20 protein-coding genes are annotated in these 17,821 nt (G+C 69.5%); 16 read left to right on the top strand and 4 right to left on the bottom strand.

Annotated elements, in window-relative coordinates; all coding sequences use genetic code 11:
• Positions 1-52: 52 nt before the first annotated feature.
• Both NOCYR_RS24875 and NOCYR_RS24870 read right to left on the bottom strand, forming a co-directional pair.
• Positions 53-2,635: a hypothetical protein gene (locus NOCYR_RS24875; RefSeq protein WP_148280752.1), complete on the bottom strand. Its 2,583-nt coding sequence runs from the start codon at positions 2,633-2,635 to the stop codon at positions 53-55.
• Between the two features lie 190 nt (positions 2,636-2,825).
• Complete coding sequence (locus NOCYR_RS24870) at positions 2,826-3,095, bottom strand: hypothetical protein (RefSeq protein ID WP_014353168.1); 270 nt, start codon at positions 3,093-3,095, stop codon at positions 2,826-2,828.
• Between the two features lie 198 nt (positions 3,096-3,293).
• Between NOCYR_RS24870 and hemB the strand changes: the two genes are divergently transcribed.
• The 14 genes from hemB to NOCYR_RS24800 all read left to right on the top strand — a co-directional run bounded on the left by hemB (position 3,294) and on the right by NOCYR_RS24800 (position 15,639).
• Positions 3,294-4,271, top strand: coding sequence for a porphobilinogen synthase (gene hemB / locus NOCYR_RS24865; RefSeq protein WP_048833691.1), 978 nt, complete (start codon positions 3,294-3,296; stop codon positions 4,269-4,271).
• Between the two features lie 2 nt (positions 4,272-4,273).
• Entirely contained in the window at positions 4,274-4,786 is a 513-nt protein-coding gene (locus NOCYR_RS24860; protein ID WP_228780873.1) for a hypothetical protein, read from the top strand.
• Between the two features lie 314 nt (positions 4,787-5,100).
• Positions 5,101-5,673, top strand: a complete 573-nt coding sequence (locus tag NOCYR_RS24855) for a hypothetical protein (protein ID WP_014353165.1) — start codon at positions 5,101-5,103, stop codon at positions 5,671-5,673.
• A complete protein-coding gene (locus NOCYR_RS24850) occupies positions 5,670-6,215 on the top strand; it encodes a hypothetical protein (RefSeq protein WP_148280751.1) in 546 nt (181 codons plus the stop codon). Before NOCYR_RS24855 ends, NOCYR_RS24850 begins: the two co-directional genes overlap by 4 nt.
• An 85-nt stretch (positions 6,216-6,300) precedes the next feature.
• On the top strand, positions 6,301-7,638 hold the full coding sequence (hemL, locus tag NOCYR_RS24845) for a glutamate-1-semialdehyde 2,1-aminomutase (protein WP_048833690.1): 1,338 nt from the start codon (positions 6,301-6,303) through the stop codon (positions 7,636-7,638).
• A 230-nt stretch (positions 7,639-7,868) separates the two neighbouring features.
• Positions 7,869-8,642 carry a histidine phosphatase family protein gene (locus NOCYR_RS29490; RefSeq protein WP_081505630.1) on the top strand — a complete coding sequence of 258 codons (774 nt, stop codon included), beginning with the start codon at positions 7,869-7,871 and terminating at the stop codon, positions 8,640-8,642.
• 32 nt (positions 8,643-8,674) lie between these two features.
• Positions 8,675-9,298, top strand: coding sequence for a TlpA disulfide reductase family protein (locus NOCYR_RS24835; protein ID WP_148280959.1), 624 nt, complete (start codon positions 8,675-8,677; stop codon positions 9,296-9,298).
• A gap of 31 nt (positions 9,299-9,329) precedes the next feature.
• Complete coding sequence (locus NOCYR_RS24830) at positions 9,330-9,536, top strand: hypothetical protein (protein ID WP_014353160.1); 207 nt, start codon at positions 9,330-9,332, stop codon at positions 9,534-9,536.
• Positions 9,533-10,381 carry a cytochrome c biogenesis CcdA family protein gene (locus NOCYR_RS24825; protein WP_014353159.1) on the top strand — a complete coding sequence of 283 codons (849 nt, stop codon included), beginning with the start codon at positions 9,533-9,535 and terminating at the stop codon, positions 10,379-10,381. The genes NOCYR_RS24830 and NOCYR_RS24825 overlap by 4 nt, the downstream gene beginning before the upstream one ends.
• Positions 10,378-12,054: a cytochrome c biogenesis protein ResB gene (resB, locus tag NOCYR_RS24820; protein ID WP_014353158.1), complete on the top strand. Its 1,677-nt coding sequence runs from the start codon at positions 10,378-10,380 to the stop codon at positions 12,052-12,054. Before NOCYR_RS24825 ends, resB begins: the two co-directional genes overlap by 4 nt.
• Complete coding sequence (ccsB, locus tag NOCYR_RS24815; protein WP_048834436.1) at positions 12,054-13,028, top strand: c-type cytochrome biogenesis protein CcsB; 975 nt, start codon at positions 12,054-12,056, stop codon at positions 13,026-13,028. The genes resB and ccsB overlap by 1 nt, the downstream gene beginning before the upstream one ends.
• A gap of 15 nt (positions 13,029-13,043) precedes the next feature.
• Entirely contained in the window at positions 13,044-13,685 is a 642-nt protein-coding gene (locus NOCYR_RS24810) for a TetR/AcrR family transcriptional regulator (RefSeq protein ID WP_014353156.1), read from the top strand.
• 85 nt (positions 13,686-13,770) lie between these two features.
• Entirely contained in the window at positions 13,771-15,168 is a 1,398-nt protein-coding gene (locus tag NOCYR_RS24805; protein WP_014353155.1) for a lipase family protein, read from the top strand.
• A gap of 210 nt (positions 15,169-15,378) precedes the next feature.
• Positions 15,379-15,639 carry a hypothetical protein gene (locus NOCYR_RS24800; protein ID WP_048833689.1) on the top strand — a complete coding sequence of 87 codons (261 nt, stop codon included), beginning with the start codon at positions 15,379-15,381 and terminating at the stop codon, positions 15,637-15,639.
• A gap of 8 nt (positions 15,640-15,647) precedes the next feature.
• On the opposite strand, the gene NOCYR_RS24795 is transcribed toward NOCYR_RS24800, so the two are convergent.
• Positions 15,648-15,854: a hypothetical protein gene (locus NOCYR_RS24795; RefSeq protein WP_014353153.1), complete on the bottom strand. Its 207-nt coding sequence runs from the start codon at positions 15,852-15,854 to the stop codon at positions 15,648-15,650.
• Between the two features lie 119 nt (positions 15,855-15,973).
• Positions 15,974-16,183 (bottom strand): BldC family transcriptional regulator, encoded by a 210-nt coding sequence (locus tag NOCYR_RS24790; protein WP_014353152.1) that lies wholly within the window; start codon positions 16,181-16,183, stop codon positions 15,974-15,976.
• Between the two features lie 190 nt (positions 16,184-16,373).
• On the opposite strand from NOCYR_RS24790, the gene NOCYR_RS24785 reads away from it, so the two are divergent.
• The gene (locus tag NOCYR_RS24785) at positions 16,374-16,733 is read left to right on the top strand and encodes a DUF4229 domain-containing protein (protein WP_048833688.1); all 360 of its coding nucleotides are present in this window, start codon (positions 16,374-16,376) and stop codon (positions 16,731-16,733) included.
• Positions 16,730-17,815: a PLP-dependent cysteine synthase family protein gene (locus NOCYR_RS24780; protein WP_014353150.1), complete on the top strand. Its 1,086-nt coding sequence runs from the start codon at positions 16,730-16,732 to the stop codon at positions 17,813-17,815. Before NOCYR_RS24785 ends, NOCYR_RS24780 begins: the two co-directional genes overlap by 4 nt.
• The last annotated feature ends 6 nt before the right edge of the window (positions 17,816-17,821 follow it).

Genomic DNA, 17,821 nt, shown 5'->3' with positions numbered 1-17,821 from the left:
CACAGTTCGACCCAGCAGCGCGATCGATGATCGCGCTGCTGGTGCGTTCGGGTCATCCACTGCCACCACCACAGCCGCCACCGCCCCCGCCGCCGGAGTCTCCGCCGCTCCACCCTCCGCCGGAACTCTCGCTGCTCCAGCTGCCCCCGGTCGAGTCGTCGGCGCCCCAGCTGTCCCCGGCCGCAGCACCTGCGGCCGAGCTGAACCAGCCACCGCCCGTGGACGAACTATCCCCGCGGGAAGTCCGGGTGCGCGAAACGCTGTGTGCCGCAGCACCGGAGCGTGATCGACCGCCGACTGCGTCATCGCGGCGGGATCCGTCGCGTGGGTTGTCGTCGTCGACAGTTGCGCGGCCGCGTAAGCCTCCGTGACGCGAATTGCCGTCGAACCAGCTATGGCCCGACCCGCTTGTGTGGCTGCCGCTTCGCCTACCGGAAGTCTCGGCGCCGCCACGGTTTCGGCGCGTACGGTCGTCGCGTCCGTTCCCGCCAATGACGCCGGCGCTGCCACTCGCGATGGCCGATTCGGTCTTCTCGGCGGCGTCGCGATGGTGCTCGGACAGGAGCGGGTGGCTGGTTCGCCGTAGTTCGGCGTACAAGTCCGCCAGGGAGTCGGGGAGTTCGATCATCGAGCCGGTGGCGGCGCGTTGCCATTTCTCCAGGCGTTGAGCGCGTTCGGTGGTGGCTCGGCGGCGGAGGCGGGCGGCGGCTTCGATGGGGCGGCGCTGTTGGTGGGAGCCGATTTCGAGCAGGAGCAGGCCGAGGATCAGGGTGGCGAGGAACCAGCCGCACATGCCGTAGAAGTACCAAGCCGCGGCGTCTGGATGGTCGGCGAGCAGCACCCAGCCGATGATGGCCAGGGGGAGGGCGAAAAGGCTGCGCAGGACGAATTTGCCGGTTCTTCTGGCAGTTTCGCCCGGGGCGCGGCGGGGCGTGGTGTCCGGCGCGTGAAGGTCGGCGGGTTCGGGTTCCGGTGCGATATCACCGATGACGTCGCGATTGCGGCGCAACTCGGCCCAGTAATCGGCGGCCGGTGCGCGGCGCTCCTGCGCGGCGATCTCGGCGCGGAACCGCAGCACGCCGTCTTGCAGGTCGGCCGGGGTGACGAAGGCGCGCATCCGGGTGATCGTGCGCGATTCCGAACGGGTCCGGGCCCACAGCAGTGCGCCATTGTCGAATACCCGGTTCTGGGCGGTGGAGCGAGGTGCGCCGGTTGCGTGCACGTCGATGGTGACCGGCAGTCCGTCGAATCGACGGGCAGCGGCGGTGGTTCGTTCGATCCAGCGCGGCCCCGCGGCGCGATGGAAGGCGTTCATCGAACTCACTTCCACCAGATAGTGCCGATGCCCGCGCTGCGGCGGCTGGTGCGCGGGATACCGCCAGGCCCGCCACAGGCCCACGCCCACACCGATCTCGCGCACCGCCGCCAGCACCGTCTCGTCGGCGCGATCGATCAGCAGATCGACCAGATCGCCGAAGCCGGAGCGATCGGTCAGATCGAGCCGGCGCGGCAGCCGCGACCACGCCACCCGCGCGACGGGCGCCGCCACGGGCAGATACCGATGACGTTGCGGCACCGGCGAAACCGCGTTGACGATGCTGCGCGGCCCCGGCAGGTTGCGCCCGACGATCCCGGCGCGGAATTCCGCAACACCGTCGACGAACAGCGGTGGCGGACCAGCAGTTCGCAGATGTTCGACGAGCGCGGGGTCCGGCGCCAGCCCGTACTCGTCGAGGTAGTGCGCAGCAGCTTCCGGCCACACCCAACGACCGTCGGTGCGGATCGTCATCGGCACCGGCACAGCCGATTCCGGTTCGACCGTATCGGGCACCCCGGAGGCCCGGCACACCATCGGGGCGCTACGCAGATAACGCAGCGCGGCCCGGCTGTCGTCCATCCGCGGATGATTGGCCGCGAAGCGGACCGGATGTTCGGTGAACGGCTCGGGCACGCGCGGCGCGGTGCCGGAGGCGGCCCACAGCAGGCACGAGCGCAATCGGGCGGTGCGCTGGTAACGCGGCAGGTCGTCACCGGTGGTGTACACCTCGACCTGACCATCGGCCTCACCCGCGGTATGCAGCGCCGAGGCCACGTCGGCGGCGACGACCCACGGCGGGGCGGCGCCGCCGACCTCGACCAGATAGACCCGGCGCGGCGCCTGCGTCCAGTCGTCCTGGTCGGATTGCGCGGGCCGCCGCCAGGACCGCCAGACACCAACCACCGACGCGTGCGCCCGAGCCGCCTCGACCGCAGCGGCATCGGTGGCGTCCGGTGTATGAACGACGCTCCCGGTGACGCCGGTCAGGTCGAGCGCGCGCGGCATCGGTGACACCGACAGCTCGGCCGATTCCGGTAGCAGCGGGGTGAATTCGAACGGAACCCGGTCATTGAGCCCCGGCGCCACGACATCGCGCCTGCCCCAGCGGGTGAAACGGGTGCCGAGGATATCGGCCAGCACCGTGAGCTCGGCCGGGCGTAGCGCGATCTTGCGGCGCCGCGCGATCGCCTCGACGGCGAAGGCGATCTCGCGCTGATCGCCGAGACTCAGGCCGTAGCGAAGATCGGTCAGGTACCGGTCCGGGATACGGCCGGCGAATCCGAGCAGCATGGCGTGCACGGCATCTGCGGATGTCATCGTTGATCCGAATTCGTCTGTGGGCGAGCGGTGGTGGTCCCCGCGCTCGTGGGCGGAGACCGATGGTAGTCAGCACACGAGCGGGCCGACAGGTGTTGTACGCCGAAAACTCCGGCCGGTGAGCGTCATTCGACGCCGATCGCCCACGGGGCGAGCCTGCGCGACCGCGGCGGCGCAGGCTCACCGCCGCTCAGCGGTGCTGACGTAGCAGCGTGCGCACCAGCTCACAGGTGGCGTCGGAGGGCGGGCGCACCCCGGCGACCTCGGCGGCGGCGCGGATCTTGCGGTCGGTGGCATAGCCCGGCGCGTAGACGCCCGAATCGAGCAGCGCGATGGCCAGCCGCATCGCCTTGCGCCGCCGGTTGTGCAGGATGTACCAGGAGCGCGGCCGCCCGGCCGGTAGCGGGCGCCGTGCGGGTGCGGCGTGGACGTGGTCGATGCGAGCGGTCTTCGAGGCCATCTGACATCCCTCCCGTGGTGATCCGGGGCACGCGGACCCCTTCGAACATGTCTTCGATTCTACCCGCGACCACCGACAAACTTCGTTGTGCGCAACGACTTTCGGCCGCTCGACCGGCGGATACGGGCGCGATCGCGGCGATCGGAGGGCGTCGACGCGGCTGAACGCGAACCACACCGCAGGCGTATCGTGCGGGCTATGACGGGAACGGAACGTCCGCGCCGGCTGCGGCGTACCCCTGCGATCCGGCGGCTGGTGGCGGAGACCTCGCTCGAGCCGCGGCATCTGGTGCTGCCGATGTTCGTGGCCGACGGCATCGACGCACCGCGCGAGATCGGATCCATGCCGGGTGTGCAGCAGCATTCGATGGATTCGCTGCGCAAGGCCGCGGTCGAGGCGGTATCGGCCGGTGTCGGCGGGCTGATGCTGTTCGGGGTGCCGCGTCCGGAGGACAAGGACGCCACCGGCAGCGGGGCCACCGATCCGGACGGCATTCTGAACCGCGGACTGCGCGCCCTTGCCGAGGAGGTCGGCTCCGCCACGGTGATCATGGCCGACACCTGCCTGGACGAGTTCACCGATCACGGCCACTGCGGTGTGCTGGCCGACGACGGCTCGGTGGACAACGACGCCACCCTCGACCGCTACGTCGAGATGGCCATCGCCCAAGCCGAGGCCGGCGCCGATCTGCTCGGCACCAGCGGCATGATGGACGGCCAGGTCGGCGCGATCCGCGGCGGTCTCGACGCCACCGGCCACCTCGATACCGGGATCCTCGCCTACGCCGCGAAATACGCCTCGGCCTTCTACGGGCCCTTCCGGGAGGCCGTCGGCTCCTCGCTCCAGGGCGACCGGCGCACCTACCAGCAGGATCCGGCCAACCGCCGCGAATCGCTGCGCGAGGTGGAACTGGACCTGGCCGAAGGCGCCGACCTGGTGATGGTGAAGCCGGCCATGTCCTACCTGGACATCCTGCGCGAGGTCGCCGACCGCTCCACGGTGCCGGTCGCGGCCTATCAGATCTCCGGCGAGTACGCGATGATCACCGCCGCCGCCGAACGCGGCTGGATCGACCGTCGCGGCGCCATCCTCGAATCGCTGATCGGTATCCGCCGGGCGGGTGCGGACATCGTGCTCACCTACTGGGCGACCGAGGCGGCGCACTGGCTGTCGTGAGTATGCCGAAACCGCCGGGCGCCGACCCGGCACCGGTCATGCCCGAAGACGTGGGCACCGCGCGCCAGCTGTGGTGGGCCGCCATCGCGGTCGGTCTGGTGCAGCTGATCGCCTCGGTGATCACCGCCATCGACCAGCGCGACAGCTTCACCGCCGACATGCTCGAACAGGCCCGCGCGACCGATCCGCAGTTCAGCGAGGCGACCGCCGAGCTGATGGTGACGATCGCGTTCGCACTGGTGGTGGTGTTCGGCCTGGTGATCGCGGGCATCGGCCTGCTGGTGGTGCATCAACTCGCGCGCGGCAAGGGCTGGGCGCGTGCGGTGCTCACCTTCGCCGGTGTCTGGCTGGTGTTCATGGCCATCGGCTCGCTATTCGCGCTGGACGCGGTGAGTGGCATCGCCTCGCTGGTGGCCGGTGGTGCGGCCATCGTGCAGGGCGTGCTCGCGGCGGGCGCGATCTACCTGAGTCACCGTCCGGACTCGACTCGCTACTTCCAGATGAACCGGCGGTGAACGGTTGCCGGCGCTCGGGGTGAGTTTGTCGGCGCTGCGGCGGCATGTATCGTGAGGGTTGTCACAGCAGGAGTGGGAACCCGAAGTTGTCGCCCGAACGTTCGGATATGGACGTCGCGACTGCTCCGGGAGATCGGAGGCAGTAATGCGAGTGGTGATCCAACAGCCACAGAGCGTTCGGCGGGATCTGCTCGTATTGAGCCTGCTGGTGCTGTTCGGTCTGGTCACCGTCGCCGTCCTGCTGATCCCCAGCCTCCTCGGCTGATTTCTTCCCAGCCGCTATTCCGGTTCCGGTCGTCATGAGCGGTGCTGTCATGAACGATTCCGGGACCGTCCTGTTCGCCGAACCCGGCGGACGCTGGCGCGCGGTCGCCTACGGGCCCGCGCTGTGCCTGCTCATCCTCGTTCTGGAACTCGCGACCGGAAGCACTCCGCACTGGTTCGCCCTCGTGTTCTGTGCCGTGCTGATCGCCGCCTTCGTCGCACTGCAAGTGGTGGCCGCGCGCCGCCATGTCAGCGTCGAACTCACCCCGCACGCGCTGCGCAACGGCACCGAGACGTTGCCGCTGACCGCCATCGACGCGGTCCTCGGCGAAGCCGATGAGCAGAGCTGGGATGAGGAACCCTGGGAGTCCGCGCGTGCGCTCGGCGAACTGTCCGGCGTGCCGCGCCGCCGCACCGGTATCGGGCTGCGGCGCACCGACGGCGAGGTGGTGCAGGCGTGGGCCCGCGATCACCGCGGCCTGCGCGCCGCGTTGACCGCCGCATTGGATCAGCGGACGCTCGATTCGCGGCCGGGTGACGGCACCGCGGGAGGCGGTGCGGGTTCCCGGGATTCCGCGGATCCGGTGGTCGAGCGTCCCGACGAGAACGGAGCCGACGGATGAACCGACGAACCGTATTGATGGCCGTGGACGCGGTGCTCGCGGTGGTGTGTGTCGTTGCGGCCGTGCTCAGTTGGCGTCAAGGCGTGCAAACGACGCAGTTCGCCCCGATGGGTGAGGTGCCCGGTTTCACCGCCACCCGGTATTCGGGTCCGTGGCTGGTGCTGGCGGCGCTGCTGATCGCCGCGGCGGGGCTGGCGTTGATCGATCTAGTCACCCGGATCGTCCGTGCCGTCAGGCCAAACGATTCCGACCGGAATGTTTTTTGCGGCAGAATCGGATTCGGCTACCGTCTGGGCCCGGGGGACGACCTAGCGAAGGATGAGGCCATGAATCGGCTGGTAATGAGGACCTGTGCGGCGGTAGCGGCGGTCGCGGCGATCGGTTTCGCCGCCGCACCGGCGGTCGCGGCTCCCGGCCTGCCGCTCGAGCCCGCGCCACCGGCCGCGGTGTTCGCGCCGGAGACCGGTTCGGCGGGCGTCTACAACAACGTCATGTGCTGGCTGCACACGATCTCGGCCTCCGTGCCCTGCATGTACACCTGATCGAGGCCGATTCCGGCTGCGGTGTGGGTCACTCCACTACACCCTGTCGTCGACTCGATCGGGCACGGCTGCCAGACTGGAACGCGTGAGTTCTTCTCCGCGCGTGACCAGGGCAACGGTGCCGGTTTCCGCTCAGCTCTTCGAACGAGCCACCGCCGTCATTCCCGGCGGTGTCAACTCGCCGGTGCGGGCCTTCCAGTCGGTGGGCGGCACGCCCCGCTTCATCGCCTCGGCCAACGGCTGCACCCTCACCGACGCCGATGGCAACGACTACGTCGACCTGGTGTGTTCCTGGGGGCCGATGATTCTCGGGCACGCCCATCCCGCCGTCGTCGAGGCGGTACAGAAGGCGGCCACGGGCGGCTTGTCGTTCGGCGCGCCGACCGAGGCCGAGATCGAACTCGCCGAGCACATCGCCGGGCGGGTCGCGCCGGTTGATCGGGTCCGGCTGGTCAATTCCGGCACCGAGGCCACCATGAGCGCGGTCCGGCTCGCCCGCGGCTACACCGGCCGCACCAAGATCATCAAGTTCGCCGGCTGCTACCACGGCCACGTGGATGCGCTGCTGGCCGACGCGGGTTCGGGTGTCGCCACCCTCGGCCTGCCCACCTCGCCCGGCGTGACCGGCGCGCAGGCCGCCGACACCATCGTGCTGCCCTACAACGATCTCGAGGCCGTGACGGCCGCGTTCGAGGCGAACCCCGGTGAGATCGCCTGCGTGATCACCGAGGCGGCCGCGGGCAATATGGGCGCGGTCGCGCCGCTGCCGGGTTTCAACGCCGGCCTGCGCAAGCTGACCATCGAGCACGGCGCGCTGCTGATCATGGACGAAGTGATGACCGGTTTCCGGGTGAGCCCGTCGGGCTGGTTCGGGCTCGACGGCGTCGCGGGCGATCTGTACACCTTCGGCAAGGTGATGAGCGGCGGCCTGCCCGCGGCGGCGTTCGGTGGCCGCGCCGAGATCATGAATCATCTGGCTCCGCTGGGCCCGGTCTATCAGGCCGGCACCCTGTCCGGGAATCCGGTCGCGGTGGCCGCGGGCCTGGCCACGCTGCGTGCGGCCGACGACGAGGTGTACGCGACGCTGAACCGCAACTCCGAACGGCTGGGCATCCTGTTCGCCGAGGCGCTGGGTGAGGCAGGGGTCGAGCACCAGGTTCAGTTCGCAGGCAATATGGTGAGCGTGTTCTTCGCCGACTCCCCGGTCATCGACTACGCCACCGCCAAGGCGAGCCAGACCTGGCGTTATCCCGCCTTCTTCCACGCCCTGCTCGAGGGCGGGGTCTACGCGCCGCCGAGCGCGTTCGAAGCGTGGTTCGTGTCCGCGGCGCTCGACGAGGACGCATTCGCCCGTATCGCCGCCGCCCTGCCCGCCGCCGCACACGCGGCCGCGGCCGCCACACCCGAAGGAACCCGCGCGTGAGCCAGCCCGATTCCGAGCGCGAACCCACCGAGAACACCGCTGACGCGGCCTCGGCCGTCGAGGCCGCCACCGCCAAGGCCGCCGCGGCCAAGGCGGTAGCCGAGAACGCCGCCGCCGACGCCGAGGTCGCCAAGGCCGCCGCCGAAACCGCGGCCGCCGTCGCCGCCGCGGAATCCGATCCCGCCGCCATGGCCGAGGCCGTCGCGCAGACCACCGCCGCCGAGACCGCGATGGCCGAGGCCGTGGTCGCCGAGGCCGCCGCCGAAACCGCCGCTGCCGAGGCCGCCGCGGCACTGGCCGCCGCCGAATCCGCCGCCGAGGACGGCTCGTCCGCGGTGGCCGCATCCCAGCCGCGCATCCACGACGGCGGCGCCGCCGTCGAAACCATCGTGCATGTGCTGCGCCACGGTGAGGTGCACAACCCGAAGGGCATCCTCTACGGCCGGCTGCCCGGTTTCGGGCTGTCGGTGTCGGGCCGGGCGCAGGCCGGTGCGGTGGCGCGGGCGCTGGCCGACCACGACATCGCCGTCGTCATCGCCTCGCCGTTGCAGCGCGCGCAGGAGACCGCCGAGCCGATCGCGGCCCAGCACGGGCTGATCGTGCGCACCGACGAGAACCTGATCGAGGCGGGCAACACCTTCGAGGGCCTGCGCGTATCCGTCGGCGACGGCGCGCTGCGCAAGCCGCGGCACTGGTGGAAGCTGCGCGATCCGTTCACCCCGTCGTGGGGCGAGCCGTACCTGCAGATCGCGCACCGCATGCTGGCCGCGGTGAACAAGGCGCGCGCCGAGGCCACCGGACGGGAAGCGGTGCTGGTCTCGCATCAGCTGCCCGTCTGGACGCTGCGCCGGTTCCTCCAGGGCCAGCGGCTCTGGCACGATCCGCGTCAGCGCCAGTGCTCGCTGGCGTCGCTGACCTCGCTGGTCTATCAGGGCGACACCCTCGTCGACATCGTCTACTCCGAGCCCGCGGGCGGGTCGGATCCCACGGTGCACGGGGCATGAGAAGCAAGGTGTCGTCACGGCGGGCCCGGCTGATGCCGGTCCTGCTGGCCTGTCTGACCCTGGTCGCCGCGGCCGTCACCGGCTGCGCGACCGGGGATGACGCGGTCGCCTCCGGCGGCACCTTCGAATTCGTCTCACCCGGCGGCAAGACCGAGATCTTCTACAACCCGCCCAGCTCACGCGGCACCATCGGCGCAATGTCGGGCCCGGATCTGATGAACGAGGGCTCCGATATCGCGCTCTCGGATTTCGCCGGCCAGGTGGTGGTGCTCAATCTGTGGGGTCAGTGGTGCGGGCCGTGCCGCGCCGAGGCGCCCGCGCTGGAACAGGTCTACGAACAGACCAAGGACTCCGGGGTCGCCTTCCTCGGCATCAACGTCCGCGACAACCAGCGCGATAGGGCGCAGGATTTCGTCGTCGACAACAAGGTCGGCTATCCGTCGATCTACGACCCGTCCATGCGCACCCTGCTCGCGCTCGGCGGGAACTTCCCTACCAGCGTCATCCCGACGACGCTGGTCCTCGATCGTCAGCACCGGGTCGCCGCGATCTTCCTGCGCGCGGTGCTGGCCGAAGATCTACAGCCTGTCGTCGAGAGCATCGCTCGCGAGGAACCTGCCGGGGGGACCGTCAGTCACGCGCCGGAGGGGCGATGAACACCCTCCAGGAAGCCTTACAGGAGAGACGATGAAACCGGTCCGCAGCCGGACGGCGGTGCGCCGCCGCTACCCGTCGACCCGTCCGCCCCGCGGTGTGCGCGCGGAGGTGATGGTTCGCTCCTCCCTCGGGCACTGGGTGCTCGAATACCGCACCGCTCCCGCGTCCGCGGCGCTGACCCGCCCCGATGACGAACACGAGGCCGCCGAACCGGCGGCCGAGCCGGAGCAGAGGTGACCGTACTGGCCGGGGTGGGTGAATCGTTCCAGCAGACGGCGGCGACCGGGCCGCTGCTGCTGGCGCTGGGCGCCTGCCTGCTCGCCGGACTGGTCTCGTTCGCCTCGCCGTGCGTGGTGCCGCTGGTACCGGGCTATCTGTCGTATCTGGCCGGGCTGGTCGGGGCCGAGGCGCCGCCCGCCACGGTGGCCGAGGCGAAAAGCAAGACCGGGTCGGGATCGTCGGTCGCGCTGGCCCAGCGCGCGCCGGTGAAAGCGGCTCGGATGCGCGTCGCGGGCGCGGCCGGATTGTTCGTGGCCGGGTTCACCGTGGTGTTCGTGCTCGCGACGGCGACCGTGTTCGGTGTGATTCAGACGTTGAACGTCAACCGTGAGCTGCTGATGCGGCTCGGCGGCGTCGTCACCATCCTGATGGGCCTGGTGTTCATCGGCCTGGTTCCCGCGCTGCAACGCGACACCAGGATGGAACCGCGCAGGCTGACCAGCATCGCGGGCGCCCCACTGCTCGGCGGGGTGTTCGCGCTCGGCTGGACGCCGTGCCTCGGTCCGACGCTGTCCGGCGTGATGGCGGTGGCGGCCGGCACCGAAGGCACCACCGCGGCCCGTGGCGTCGCGCTGATCGTGGCCTACTGCCTGGGGCTGGGCCTGCCGTTCGTGATCCTGGCGTTCGGCTCGGCCAGCGCGCTGCGCGGGGTGGGCTGGCTGCGGCGTAATTCCCGCACCATTCAGGTGATCGGCGGGCTGCTGCTGGTGGCCGTCGGTATCGCGCTGGTGACCGGGGCCTGGGATCAGTTCGTGGCATGGGTGCGCGACGCGTTCGTCTCCGAGGTGACCCTGCCGATATGACCGTGATCGACCGTCCCGACGCTCCGGCGCGGCCACCGCGCCAATCGCTACCAGGTCGGGTCCTGGCTTTCGTGCGCAATACCTGGCGTGGGCTCACCAGCATGCGTACCGCGCTGGTGCTGCTGTTCCTGCTGGCGCTGGCCGCCATCCCGGGCGCGCTGCTGCCCCAGCGTGAGCTCAACGAGGGCAAGGTCGCCGAGTACATCGCGAACCGGCCCACACTCGGTCCCTGGATGGACCGCGTCCAGCTGTTCGACGTGTTCTCCAGCTCCTGGTTCACCGCGATCTACGCGCTGCTGTTCATCTCGCTGGTCGGCTGCATCCTGCCGCGCGCGGTCGACCACTACCGGGCGCTGCGTACGCCGCCGGTGCGGGTGCCGCGCAATCTGAAGCGGCTGCCGCACCACTATTCCGCGACCGCCGACGGCACGCCGGACGAGGTGATCGCCACGGCACGCGGACAGCTGCGCCGCTGGCGGACCGAGGTCCGGCCGGGCGATCGCGACGGCGAGGTCACGCTGTCGGCGGAGAAGGGGTACGCGCGCGAGTTCGGCAACCTGGTCTTCCATCTGGCGCTGGTGGGGCTGCTGGTGTCGATCGCGGTGGGCAAGCTGTTCGGCTACGAGGGCAGCGTCATCGTCATCGCGAACAACGGCCCCGGCTTCTGCAGCACCTCGCCCGCGGCGTTCGACTCGTTCCGGACCGGTTCGGCCAACGACGGCACCGGCATGACGCCGATCTGCGTGCGGGTCAAGGACTTCCACGCCGACTACCTCGACAACGGCCAGGCCGAGATGTTCCGGTCCAATATCGCCTACCAGGCCGGCGAGGATTTCGCGACCGGCACCTGGCGCGAGACCGAGATCCGGGTGAATCACCCGCTGCGCGTCGCCGGCGACCGGATCTACCTGCAAGGCCACGGGTACGCGCCGACGTTCACGGTGAAATTCCCGAATGGCGAGACCCGGACCGAAACCGTGCAGTGGCGCCCCGACGACGCCACCACCTTCCTGTCCAGCGGTGTGCTGCGCATCGATCCGCCCGGCGGGCTCTACCCCACCGAGGAGGAGCGCCGCAACAACCAGATCGCGATCGAGGGCCTGTTCGCGCCCACCGCGAACCTGCACGGCACGTTGCTGACGTCGTCGTACCCGGAAATGACCGATCCGGCCGTCGCCGTCGACATCTACCGCGGCGACACCGGCCTCGATACCGGACGCCCGCAGTCGCTGTTCGCGCTCGACCAGGAGCTGATCCGGCAGGAGCGGCTGACCAAGGAAGCCAGGGTCAACCTGCGTCCCGGCGAATCCACCACGCTGTCGAACGGCACGGTGGTGACCTTCGACGGCGCCGAGGAATTCGTCAACCTGCAGGTCTCACACGATCCGGCGCAGCAGTGGGTACTGGTGAGCGCGGTGACCATGATGGCCGGTCTGCTGGTCTCGCTGCTGGTCTCGCGCCGGCGGATCTGGCTGCGCGTGTACCCGGCCGAGGCCGGAGCGGGTACCGTGGACCAACGACGCGTCGTAGTAGAGATGGGTGGACTCGCCAGGTCCGATCAGGCCGGATGGGGCGGGGAGTTCGATCGGTTGCGCGCACGTCTGCTCGGCGATGCCGCGCCCGACGACGCGCCGGCGCCGTCGCCGAATGGGAAGACCACGGGAGATAGATGATGCAGATCGACGAGACCCTCGCGCGCTACAGCGACTTCGCGTACATGTCCGCGATCTTCGTGTACGCGCTGGTGCTCGTACTGCTGATCGTGCAGTACGCGTCGGTGCGCACCCGCAAGGTGGTCGAACGCGAGCTGGTGACCGCGGGCGGTGGTTCGGTCACCGTCGATCCGGCGGTTCCCGGCAAGGTCGTCGAGGCGCCGCGGCTGCCGCTGTCGGAGCGGCTGGGCAATATGGCGTTCTCGGTGCTGTTCGTCGCAGTCGCGCTGCATGTGCTGTCGATCGTGTTGCGCGGCTTCGCCACCCATCGGTTCCCGCTGGGCAACATGTACGAATTCGTCACCATGGCCACCGCCGCCACCGCCGTAGTCGGCCTGATCTTCCTGCGCGACCAGAAATACCGGGCCATGTGGGTGTTCCTGCTGGTGCCGCTGCTCATCCTGATGTTCCTGGCCGGCACCGTGCTCTATGCCGACGCCGCGCCCGTGGTGCCCGCGCTCAAGTCGTTCTGGCTGCCGATCCACGTGACCATCGTCAGCGTCGGCAGCGGCGTGTTCATGGTGTCGGGTGTGGCGAGTCTGCTGTTCCTGTACCGGATCCGGCAGCCGCAGGGGCAGGAGTCGGACAACATCTTCGGCACCATCGCCCGTCGCCTGCCCGACGCGCGCACGCTGGACCGGATCGCCTACAAGACCACCATCATCGGCTTCCCGCTGTTCGGCGCCGGCGTCATCCTCGGCGCGATCTGGGCGGAGGCGGCCTGGGGGCGGTTCTGGGGCTGGGACCCGAAGGAGACCTGCTCGTTCATCGCCTGGGTCCTCTACGCCGCCTACCTGCACGCCCGCGCCACCTCCGGCTGGCGCGACACCAAGGCCGCCTGGATCAACGTCGCCGGTTTCGTGGCGATGCTGTTCAACCTGTTCATCATCAACATGGTGGTGAGCGGCCTGCACTCCTACGCCGGACTGAACTGAGGCCGGGCGCTAGCGGTGACCACGGCGCGGACCAGGCACAACTATGCCGGGCGATCGGTGCAGGAGCGGCGGGCCGAGCGGCGTGCGCTGTTCATCGAAGCGGGGCTGACGGTCTTCGCGGAGAAGAGTTACGCCGCGAGCTCGATCTCCGATGTGTGCGCGGCGGCGGGGCTGTCTCGGCGGCAGTTCTACGAGCAGTACTCCAGCAGGGAAGCGCTGCTGATCGACATCTACGACCAGGTGCAGCACCGGGCCCGCGCTGCCCTGGTGGAGGGGCTGGCCACCGCGGCGGGCAGCGATCCGCGAGAGATGCTGGCCGCGGCCACCCGCGCCTACGTGCACGCCGTCACCGACGACATCCGGTGCGCGCAGATCGCCTTCGTCGAGATCGTGGGCGTCAGCGATACGGTCGAGCGGCACCGGCTCGAGATTCGCGATGAATGGGTGCGGTTGATCGAGGACACCGCCACGGCCGTCCCGGGTTCCCGCACCCCGCCCGGTGGCTGGGGGTTGGCGATGGCGGCGTTCATCGGCGCGGTCAACGCCTCGGCGCATCGCTGGAGCCGAAGCGAGCCGCGCCCGCCGGTGGACGACCTGCTCGACGTGCTGTCGACGCTGCTGCGGGCGCTGGTGCTGCCGGACACCATCGACGGCTGATTGCGAGCTCGGACACATTCGTGCGATAGTGAGCGCCGAAGTTGAGACGTTGGCGTCTCAAAAGGCTGGGTAAGGATGTGGGTCGATGAAGACCAAACCGGGGTGGGTTCGCCGAATCTGCACGTTGTCCCTGAGTGCCGTCGCCGCGTTCGCGGTGGCCGGCCCGACCGCGGGTGCCGAGCCCGCACCACCGCCGGCCATCGAACCGGCCAGGGTGCTGCCGTTGCCGCCGGAACTGGATCCGGGTTTCTACCATCCGCCCGCCGAAGTGTTCGGTGCCAAGGCGCCCGGCGAGATCATCGCGGTGCGGCAGGTGAACGTCGCCAACTTCGGGCTCATCCCGCTCAATGTCGACGCCTGGCAGGTGTCCTATCGCTCCAACAACAGCCGTGACGAGGCCATCCCGGCCGTGGCCACCCTGATCAAGCCGCGCGGCACCGCTCCGCAGCCGCGCAAACTGCTGTCGGTGCAGATCGCCGAGGATTCCACCGCGGGCTACTGCACGCCGTCGTATGCGCTGCAACATCTTTCGGTCGCCCCGTTCGTCGGCCAGATCGTCGCGCCGGCCGAGTTCCTCTTCGCGCAGGCCGCGCTCCAGCAGGGCTGGGCGGTCGTGATCCCCGACCATCAGGGCCCGAACTCCGCCTACGCCGCGGGACCGCTGGCCGGGCGCATCACCCTCGACGGCATCCGTGCCGCCACGTCGTTCGCGCCGCTGGAGGTCGGGCCGGACGCGCCGGTCGGCATGTACGGCTACTCTGGCGGTTCCATCGCCACCGGGCACGCCGCCGAACTGCACGAGTCCTACGCGCCCGAACTCAACATCGCCGCCACCGCGATGGGCGGGGTCGGCGCCGATCTCGGTGCCGCACTGAACATGTCGAACAACCAGGCCACCTCGGGGCTGGTGTTCGCCGCCGTCATCGGGCTTTCGCGGGAATATCCCGAATTCGCCGCGTTCCTCGACCGCAACCTCGATCCGCTCGGTCAGGCCCTGCGCACCATCAAAGCCCCACTGTGCGTGCAGTATCAGTCCAACCTGCTCCCGTTCCTGAACATGAAGGGCATGATGCGCACTCCAGGCGACCCGTTGCACGATCCCGCGGTGGTCCCGATGCTCGACGACACCCGCATGGGTAAGTCGGCCCCCGGGATGCCCATGTTCATCTGGCATTCCGCCTGGGACGAGATCCTCCCGCTGCACTCGACCAACCAGCTCGTCGACACCTATTGCAAGGACCCGAGCGCCCAGGTCACCTACACCCGCGACCACGCGAGCGAACACATCGTCGCCGAAGTGACCGGCGGCCCCACCGCCCTGCTGTGGATGCGCGACCGCCTCAACGGTGTCCCCGCCGCCCCCGGCTGCACCACCACCGACGTCCCCTCGATGATGGGCACACCGGGCCAGCTCGAATACGTCGGCTCGATGCTCGGTGAGACCGTGGCCTCGTTCTTCGGCAAGCCGATCGGGGCACGGTAGGCCGGCGAATCGTTCCGCATGCCACCCCTCGACTCGCGTGGGGTGGCATGCGGTCTTTTCCGGGATGTTCCGGCGGCGAGCCTGTGCGCGCCGCTCGAGCCGCGCGGTCGTGGCATATGTCACTGGTGAGGGGCGTGCCGATCCGCGCGGACCCGTGTCGTTCGAAGTAGTGCGCTGTGCCGGTGCGCCGAAGCTCGAGGAGGGTTGCGCGTGGATGCTGGGGACTTCGCCGGGGGATTGGTTGCCGAGGGCCCGGGCGAGAGTGCCCTGGCTCGGTTGGTGCGAGTGGCGAGCGGGTTGTCGGAGGAGGCGCAGCGGTATCTGGTGATGATCGCCGACCGGCTGCGCGTCAGTGAAGGGTTGCCGCTCTTGGATGACGCGGGGGAGTTGCGGGAGGACGGTGACGGGCCGGCGCCGCGGATGGACGGCGACGGCCGTGTCGACTCGTCACGCGAGCACTCGCGCGACTGATCCGGGCGTCAGTGTTCGGCGGGGCCGGGATCGCTGTCGCGGTGCTGCTGGCGGGAGATGCGCCAGAGGAATTCGGGGTCGTCATCCGGGCCGACCACGCGCTTGGGGGCGCGCCGCATCGGTGCGGAGTAGCCCGCACCTCGGTCGGGGCCGAACGCCTTCCAGCACAGCACCGCGATCGCCACGACCGCGATGAGTGCCAACAGGTACGTCACGTCGCTCACCTCCTGCTACCGAGGGTAGACCCGCCCCGGGCCCGCGCGCATCGAGACGTGCGATACCCGCCACGACAGCCGCGGACGGGCCGTGTCGTGGCGGGTGATTCGAGGCCGGGTCAGCGGGCGGTGGCCTCGGTGGTGAGCGACTTCAGCAGCTGCATGACCTCGGACTCACGGAACCGGCGGTGCCCACCCGGGGTGCGCAGCGACCCGAGCCGACCGGCGTGCGCCCACCGGGTGACGGTCTTCGGGTCGACGTGGAACAGGGCGGCAACCTGGCCGGGCGTCAGCAGGGTGTCCTGGCCGCCGACGGTGATCGCGGTCATAGCAAACTCTCCGTTCTCGACAGTAACTATCCCTCATCAAGATGCCGCCATAGTCGCACCGCGACCCCCAGGTACTCGAATGACCTACTGTTGGTAAAGGGGAGGTAATAGACAAATCGGATATAGTGCGCATCCGCCGTTCGGAGCGCCGGGTCCGATCCCCGCAGACCCGCCGCCTACTCTGGACATCGTGAGTGACGCATCGCGACCGGAAGGGGCATCCGCCCGGCAAACCAGTGGTTCGACGGGTGGGCGATTGGCCCGCAACCTGGCCTTGTACACGGTGGCCCGGCTCGGCTTGGTCGCGCTGATCACCGTGGTGATCATGTTCGCCGCGCGGTTGATCGACGTAGAGATCCCGCTGGTGGTGGCCGCGCTGTTCGCGCTCATCATCGCCATGCCGCTGTCGCTGGTGCTGTTCAAGAGCCTGCGCACCAAGGTCAACGAGGACATCGCCGTGGTCGACGAGCGCCGCAGGCAGGACAAGGCGCAGCTGCGCGCCCGCCTGCGCGGTGACGAACCCAGCGATCAGGGCGGGTCGAAGGCGTGAAGTACGTCGACCGGAGCGCGCCGCGTGCCTGGGTCGACAACGCCGTGCGGCTCATCGACGCCGACACCCAGCGCAGCGCCGACACCCATCTGCTGCGCTATCCGCTGCCGGTCGAGTGGGATATCCAGCTGTATCTGAAGGACGAATCCACCCATATCACCGGCAGCCTGAAACATCGCCTGGCGCGCTCGCTGTTCCTCTATGCCCTGTGCAATGGCTGGATCACCGAGAACACCACCGTGGTGGAGGCGTCGTCGGGGTCGACGGCGGTGAGCGAGGCGTACTTCGCGAAACTGCTCGGACTGGATTTCGTCGCGGTGATGCCGGCGAGCACGTCGCCGCAGAAGATCGCGTTGATCGAGGCGCAGGGCGGGCGTTGCCATTTCGTGCAGCGTCCACCGGAGATGTACACCGAGGCGGCCCGGCTGGCCGCCGAATGCGGTGGTCACTACATGGATCAGTTCACTCACGCCGAGCGCGCGACGGACTGGCGCGGCAACAACAACATCGCCGAATCCATCTTCGAGCAGCTGAAACTGGAGACGCACGCGGTGCCGGAGTGGATCGTCACCGGCGCGGGCACCGGCGGCACCGGCGCCACCATCGGCCGCTACATCCGCTACCGCAGGCATGCGACGAAACTGGCCATCGTCGACCCGGAGAACTCGGCGTTCTACGGCGGCTACGAAACCGGCGATCCCGGATATCAGACCGGGATGCCGTCGCGGATCGAGGGGATCGGACGGCCGCGGGTGGAGCCGTCGTTCATCGCGCAGGTGGTGGACCGGATGATCGAGGTGCCCGACGCCGCGTCCATCGCCACCGCGCGCCATGCCAGTCGCGTGCTGGGGCGCCGCGTCGGCGGCTCGACGGGCACCAACCTGTGGGGCGCGTTCGCCCTGGTCGCCGAAATGCTGGCGGCCGGGCGCACCGGCAGTGTGGTCACCCTGCTCTGCGACGGCGGGGATCGCTATGCCGGAACGTATTTCGACGACGGCTGGGTGGCCGCGCAGGGGCTCGACCTCGCCGAACCGACCGCGGTGCTGGAAGATTTCGCCGCCACCGGCATCTGGCGCGGCTGATCAGCC

It is taken from the genome of Nocardia cyriacigeorgica GUH-2, assembly GCF_000284035.1.
Classification (GTDB): domain Bacteria; phylum Actinomycetota; class Actinomycetes; order Mycobacteriales; family Mycobacteriaceae; genus Nocardia; species Nocardia cyriacigeorgica_B.
This window is presented reverse-complemented; position numbering and strand designations above follow the sequence as displayed.